The organism is Bradyrhizobium sp. Kon56 (assembly GCF_055807635.1).
Genome location: NZ_JBVVOU010000021.1, coordinates 117,020 through 123,745, shown reverse-complemented (window position 1 = coordinate 123,745; position 6,726 = coordinate 117,020). Strand labels below are relative to the sequence as shown.

7 protein-coding genes are annotated in these 6,726 nt (G+C 63.2%); 2 read left to right on the top strand and 5 right to left on the bottom strand.

Translation table 11 applies throughout. The features are described from left to right. The first annotated feature begins 594 nt into the window (after positions 1–594). Entirely contained in the window at positions 595–1,767 is a 1,173-nt protein-coding gene (argE, locus tag AC0L3B_RS27875; protein WP_204511536.1) for an acetylornithine deacetylase, read from the top strand. Positions 1,768–1,973: 206 nt separating this feature from the next. Here the strand turns inward: argE and AC0L3B_RS27870 are convergent, their stop codons facing one another. From AC0L3B_RS27870 to AC0L3B_RS27860, 3 genes are all read right to left on the bottom strand, one after another. Further along, positions 1,974–2,600, bottom strand: coding sequence for a LysE family translocator (locus AC0L3B_RS27870; RefSeq protein ID WP_085384222.1), 627 nt, complete (start codon positions 2,598–2,600; stop codon positions 1,974–1,976). An 89-nt stretch (positions 2,601–2,689) separates the two neighbouring features. After that, complete coding sequence (locus AC0L3B_RS27865; protein ID WP_204511538.1) at positions 2,690–3,748, bottom strand: phosphotransferase family protein; 1,059 nt, start codon at positions 3,746–3,748, stop codon at positions 2,690–2,692. Between the two features lie 132 nt (positions 3,749–3,880). Beyond that, positions 3,881–5,116: an acyl-CoA dehydrogenase family protein gene (locus AC0L3B_RS27860; protein ID WP_473381432.1), complete on the bottom strand. Its 1,236-nt coding sequence runs from the start codon at positions 5,114–5,116 to the stop codon at positions 3,881–3,883. A 221-nt stretch (positions 5,117–5,337) separates the two neighbouring features. Between AC0L3B_RS27860 and AC0L3B_RS27855 the strand changes: the two genes are divergently transcribed. After that, positions 5,338–6,000, top strand: a complete 663-nt coding sequence (locus tag AC0L3B_RS27855; RefSeq protein ID WP_085351267.1) for a TetR/AcrR family transcriptional regulator — start codon at positions 5,338–5,340, stop codon at positions 5,998–6,000. A 3-nt stretch (positions 6,001–6,003) separates the two neighbouring features. Here the strand turns inward: AC0L3B_RS27855 and AC0L3B_RS27850 are convergent, their stop codons facing one another. Next, positions 6,004–6,396 carry a RidA family protein gene (locus AC0L3B_RS27850; protein ID WP_162847229.1) on the bottom strand — a complete coding sequence of 131 codons (393 nt, stop codon included), beginning with the start codon at positions 6,394–6,396 and terminating at the stop codon, positions 6,004–6,006. A 108-nt stretch (positions 6,397–6,504) separates the two neighbouring features. Next, positions 6,505–6,720 carry a hypothetical protein gene (locus AC0L3B_RS27845; RefSeq protein WP_018457601.1) on the bottom strand — a complete coding sequence of 72 codons (216 nt, stop codon included), beginning with the start codon at positions 6,718–6,720 and terminating at the stop codon, positions 6,505–6,507. Between the last annotated feature and the right edge of the window lie 6 nt (positions 6,721–6,726).

Sequence of the window (6,726 nt, the reverse complement as noted above, 5' to 3'; positions counted from 1 at the left end):
GGCCTTCCCTGCGCAGCGGTTTTACGGCTTATGCCGTGCTCTCCCCGGGGAGCGATGCACTATTGCCCCCGTCGCCTCATGGATGGCTGATGCGCGAACCCGGTCGGGCCGCCACATCACCACAAGACTTGACGCACAGACCCCGGGCGTCAGGACGACACGGTTTTGCCGTACGCTGTCAGCACCGGTCGTGTGCGCGACGCCTTCGCTCACGGTTGCCCGCCCTGCGAAACCATTCGCGCCGGTGTGGCCCAGCGTCCGCCGCTGTCCGGCCCGCGTTCGTGACGATCGCGATACGCCCCTCTTCCTTGGGCCGGGTTGCGGCGACACATACGTGATTTCCGAATTTCGGTAAAGTGGAATATTTTCGACGGCGCGGGTTGACCGGCAATTGGGGTGTTTTGCCCGACAGGCAACACAAGGTCTTGTAGCCCGGATGAGCGAAGCGACATCCGGGATTCCGACCACGAGCTGTCCCGGGTATCGCTTCGCTCACCCGGGCTACCGGTCTGTGTTGATTTGCTCTACCAGAGGCGACGTTGGTATGGTTCGTGCAAGCACTTCAGCTTCCATCCCCCTGACAAGAACGTGACAATGCCAAGCTCAAGACCCGACCGTATTCGCAAGCTGCTCGCCGACCTCGTCGGCTTCGACACGATCAGCGATCGCTCCAACCTGCCCCTGATCGCGCATATCGAGAGCTATCTCGCCGCACACGGCGTCAAGAGTGAGCGCATCGTCGACGAGACCGGACAGAAAGCCGCGCTATGGGTCACCATTGGACCCGAGGACCGCCCCGGCCTGGTGCTGTCGGGACATACCGACGTGGTGCCTGTGGTCGGCCAGGACTGGAGCCACGATCCCTTCAAGCTGATCGAGCGCGACGGCAAGCTTTACGGCCGCGGCACCACCGACATGAAGGGATTCGTCGCGGTGTGCCTTGCCATGGTGCCGGAGATGCTGGAGGCGAAGCTGACAACGCCGATTCATCTCGCCATCTCCTATGACGAGGAGATCGGTTGCGTCGGCGTGCGGCCGATGCTGCGCGAGGTCGCGAAGAAACGGATCAAGCCGCTCGGCGCCTTCATCGGCGAGCCGACCGAGATGAAGGTCATCATCGGTCACAAGGGCAAGCACGGCGTGCGCGCCACGTTCCAGGGCCTCGCCCGCCACTCCTCGATCGCGCCCGAGGGCGTCAACGCGATCGAATACGCCGCCGAGCTGATCGTCGAAATCCGCCGCCGCGCGTTGCAACTCGCAAGCACGAAAGCTACGAACAGCCTCTACGATGTCCCGCACTCGACGCTGCTCACCAGCATCGTGCATGGCGGCGCCGCGCTCAACATCGTGCCCGATACCTGCACGGTGGATTTCGAATGCCGCGGCATCGGCATCACCGAGTCCAGGGAGGTGACGGATGCGATCGTCGCCTGGGCCAAGACCGAGATCGAGCCGGCGATGAAGGCGCGACACCCGGAGTGCGGCATCGACTTCGAAGAGATCCTCGACTATCCCGCGCTCGACACCGCCGCCGACGCAGCCATTGTCACGCTGGCCAAGAGCCTTGCGGGGCGCAACGACCACGCCAAGGTCGCCTTCGGTACCGAGGCGAGCTTGTTTGCCAGCATGGCCGATATCCCGTCCGTCGTAATCGGCCCCGGCTCGATCGCGCAGGCCCATACACCGGACGAGTTCGTGGAGATGGCGGAGCTGGAGAAATGCGCAGGCTTCGTGGAGAAGCTGATCGCGCATTGCGTGAAGGGGTGAGGTGTTTCCGCGTCATTGCGAGGAGCTCTTGCGACGAAGCAATCCAGACTGCCACCGTGCGAAGATTCTGGATTGCTTCGCTTCGCTGCTTCGCTCGCAATGACGAGCGTCTGGAGACCCCCGTAGCCCGCATGAGCGTAGCGACATGCGGGGTCGCTGTCCCTGATATCGCTGCGCTCATCCGGGCTACGAATGAGCGGTGCGCCTCATCGCTCCTGCAAAGCCAGCCGCACGCCGACGGCGCAGTAGATGGTCCCGACCACCTTGCCCTGCCATTTCACGACGGCTGGATGGCGGCGTAGCAAATCGCCGAGACGGCCGGCGCCGACGGCGAACACCACCGTGCTAAGGAGGCCGAGCAACACGAACACAGCACCGAGCAGCGCGAGCTGCAGCGTCGTCGAACCATGCTCGGGCCGGACGAACTGCGGCAGGAACGCGAGGAAGAACAGCGCGGTCTTCGGATTCAGCACCTCGGTCAGCACGGCCTGCCGGAATGCCCGTACTGCGCTGATCGCGGGCGCGCCGCCATTCACCTCGAGCGGCGTCTTGTCGAGCATGGCGCGAATGCCGAGATAGATCAGAAAGCCCGCGCCCGCGTATTTGACGACGCTGAACAGGAGCGCCGACGTTGCGATGATCGCAGAGAGGCCGACGATCGCCATGGTGGTGTGGACCACGTCACCGGCCGCAATTCCCGCGCCCGTCGCGATGCCGACCCTGGTCCCCGAGCTCGCGGCGCGCGCCATGGTGAGGAGTGTCGCCGGTCCGGGAATGAAGACGAAGCCGAGGACGATGAGGATGTAGGTGATGAGGGTGGTGTGGTCGATCATGCGGGCATCTCTCTCGTCATTCTGTCCCGTGTCCAGACACGAGAGGAACGCAAGCAAAGGCGCGGCCGTCAGCCGCGCCTTCGGATTCCTTAAACCGCGCCCGCCTTCTGCGCGTACTCCCAAGACGCCTTCGACAGCGGAACGGTGCGCTTGGCTGACTCCAGCGCCTTGGCATTCGCCGCGGTGCCGTCGCGGACCCGGCCGGCGATGCCTTGCGTGATGCCGGCGAGACGGAACAGGTTGTAGGCGAAATACCAGTTGAGGTCAGGCACCGTCATCTTGGTGACGTTGCAATAGATCTGCGCGGCCTCCTCCACGCTCGGGATGTTGAGCGCCTTGAGGTCGGCGCCGTCCAGGCCGGGCATGACCCACTGCATCAGCAGATAGGTGAAGTCGGCCATGGGATCGCCGAGCGTCGACAATTCCCAATCGAGCACGGCCTGCACGCGTGGTTCCGTCGCGTGGAAAATCATGTTGTCGAGGCGATAGTCGCCGTGGACGATCGAGACGCGCGCCTGCTCCGGCACGGTCTTCGGCAACCATTCGGCGACCTTCTCGAACTCCGGAATGGTCTGGGTCTCGGACGCGCGGTACTGCTTGGTCCAGCGGTCGATCTGCCGGGCAAAGTAGTTGCCGGGTTTGCCGAAGTCGCCAAGACCGATCGCGACGGGATCGAACATGTGGAGTTTTGCCAGCGTCTCGATCTTGCCGGTGAAGATCTTTCGACGATCATCCCGCGTCTGGCTCGGCAGCGTCGGATCCCAGAACACCCGGCCGTCTTCCATCGACATGATGTAGAAGGCCGAACCGATGATGCTGTCGTCCTGGCACAGCGCATAGGCCTTCGCGACCGGAAAGCCCTGCTTTCCCAGCGCCGCGATCACGCGATATTCGCGATCGACCGCGTGCGCCGACGGCAACAATTTGCCGAACGGTTTTCGGCGCATCACATAGGAGCGGTTCGGCGTGTCGAGCCGATAGGTCGGGTTGGACTGGCCGCCCTTGAACTGGAGCACGACCAGCGGTCCCTCATAACCCTCGACGTTCTCGCGCAGCCAGGCTTCGAGCCGCATCTCGTCGATGCGATGACGCTCCTCGACCGGTTTGGTGCCCGAGAACTCTTCGTCTTTCCTGACGCCGTCAGCCACGATGACGCTCCCTCTTCAGTCCGAACATGATCCTAATCGGTAACCCCCAGCGCACTTGCGTCAAGCGGTCATCCGATCACGGATCATGCCCTGTCATTTCTTCAAATCGGGAGCGCCAGCGTGCTCTCCCGCTTAATGACTGGAAGAGTTTGCATACTTCCGAACCTCGAGCCTGGCAATGGCGCGATTGTGCACCTCGTCCGGGCCGTCGGCGAGACGGAGCGTGCGGATGTGGGCGTAGTCCTTGGCGAGGCCGGCTTCGTCCGAGACGCCTGCACCGCCGAAGGCCTGGATCGCCTCGTCGATGATCTTCAGCGCCATGTTGGGGGCTGCGACCTTGATCATGGCGATCTCGGCCTGCGCGGTCTTGTTGCCGACCTTGTCCATCATGTCGGCGGCCTTGAGGCACAACAGCCGCGTCATCTCGATGTTGGTGCGGGCCTCGCCGATGCGCTGCTCCCACACCGAATGCTCGACGATCCGCTTGCCGAAGGCAGTGCGCGAGGTAAGCCGCTTCACCATTTTCTCCAGCGCCTCCTCGGCCTTGCCGATGGTGCGCATGCAGTGATGGATACGGCCGGGACCGAGGCGGCCCTGCGCGATCTCGAAGCCGCGGCCTTCGCCGAGCAGGATGTTCTCCTTCGGCACCCGCACGTTCTCGAGCAGCACCTGGGCGTGGCCGTGCGGCGCGTCGTCAAAGCCGAACACGGGCAGCATCTTCTCGACCTTGATGCCGGGAGTGTCGAGCGGAACCAGGATCTGCGACTGCTGCTGGTGCTTGGCCGCCTTGAAGTCGGTCTTGCCCATCAGGATCGCGATCTTGCAGCGGGGATCGCCGACGCCGGACGACCACCATTTGCGGCCGTTGATGACGTAGTGGTCGCCGTCGCGCACAATGCTGGTCTCGATGTTGGTGGCGTCAGACGAGGCCACGGCCGGCTCCGTCATCAGGAAGGCGGAGCGGATTTCGCCGTCCATCAGCGGACGCAGCCATTTGCGCTTCTGCTCCTTGGAGCCGTAGCGCATGAATACTTCCATGTTGCCGGTGTCGGGCGCGGAACAATTGAAGACTTCCGAAGCCCACGAGATGTGGCCCATCTGCTCGGAGAGCAGCGCGTATTCGAGATTGGTCAGTCCCGCGCCGCGGAATTCGTCGTCCTCATGCTCGTTGGGCGGCATGAACATGTTCCAGAGGCCTTCGGCTTTCGCCTTCTTCTTGAGATCCTCGAGCACCGGGATCACCTTCCAGCGTTCGCCGCTGCGATCCTGCTCATCATAGACCGGCACCGCCGGGCGCACGTGCTGGGCCATGAAGGACTGCACGCGGTCGAGCCATTCCTTCTGCTTCGGCGACAGATCGAAATCCATGGGACGCTCCTCGTCTTGCCAACTCGTTTGGCGAACTTGTTTTGCGCCGGACTGTCCACCCGCATTGTGCGACCCGCAAGTGCGAATGCGCGGCTTGCGGATGCTCCGGAACCCATTCGCGCGTTTGCGAACGAGTCCCGATTGCGGATTGACTTTCCCGGCCTTCAAACGATAGTTTCATACAACTGTTTGAATTGCAACTCCCTCCCCGAGGGGCTCCCATGGCCAGCGATCATACCCGGACTGCCATTCTCGCCGCTGCCGAACGGCTCTATGCCGATCGCGGGTTCGGCGACGTGACGTTGCGCGACATCGTCGCTGAGGCCAATGTCAACCTCGCGGCGGTGAACTATCATTTCGGCTCAAAGGACGAGTTGATCGCGGAGCTGTTCGTGACACGCTCGATCGCCACCAATCGCGAGCGTCTGCGCGAATTGAAGGCGGCGGAAGAACAAGGCGGCGGCCGCGCGCCGATCGAGGTAATCCTGCATGCCTTGGTCGGCCCGACGCTGCGCGGCTGCCTCGGTCCCGAGAACCAGCGCTCGAGCGCGGCGCGCTTCATGATCCGCGCTTCGATCGAATCCGTGCCGCCGATCCGCCGCATCAAGAATCGCGAGATCGACCATTTGCGCAAATTCGCCGGCGCGATGCGAAGGTCCCTGCCCGACCGCAGCGACGTCGATATTTACTGGGGCCTGAACTTCGCGCTCGCCATGGCGCACCACACCATCCGCGAGAGCGAGCGGCTGACGAAACTGTCGGAAGGCAAATGCGACCTCGACGATGTCGAGGACGTGGTCGCGCGCGTCGTCAGCGTGGCGACGATGGCGCTGACGGCGGGACGGACGGAGGCGAAGGCGCCGTCAAAAGTGGCGGCGCGCTAACCTTCACATCATCGCGATGCAGTCGATCTCGACGTCGAAGGGGCCGAACCATTCCGGCGTACAGACGAAGATCCGCGCCGGCGGATCGTGCGGGAAATAGCGCGCATAGACGTTGTTGAAGGCGGCGAAGTGCTTGGTCGAGGTGCAGTAGACGTTGCACTTCATGACGTTGTCGAGGCTCGCGCCCGCCGTCTCAAGGCACAGCTTCATCTGCTCCATGATCAACTCGCTCTGCCGTTCGATCGGCACGTCCGCGATCTCGCCCGTCTCGGGGTCGAATGGCGGCAGGCCGGCGACGAAGATCATGTTGCCGGCGCGCGTGACCGGCGAGACCGGCGCCTGCCGACGATCGAGGAAAGTCGAGATCGGTTCGACGCGGAGCGCTTCGCGTTTCATTTCGAGATTCATGGGCGGCCACCTTCTGTCCAAGCGAGATGACGGCTTGCTACAGCGTGTTGCAGCCGTCATGCTTCGCTTCTGATCGAAGTTTGGTCGCCGAGCCGCCTAGGCGTGCTGCGGCATCTCCTCGGCCTCTTCCTTGGCGAGCAGCAGCAGCATCTCGATGCCCATGTCGCCTTCCTGCGGCGAGCGGATGAACTTTATTTCGTCGGCGCTTTGCCGCAACGCGGCAATGATCGCGACGGCCTGGTTGGCCGTTGCCGCCTCGGTCGCCAGAATTGCCTTCTGGTTCTTGGCCTGAAACCCGATCGTGTAGGACATGCGTTC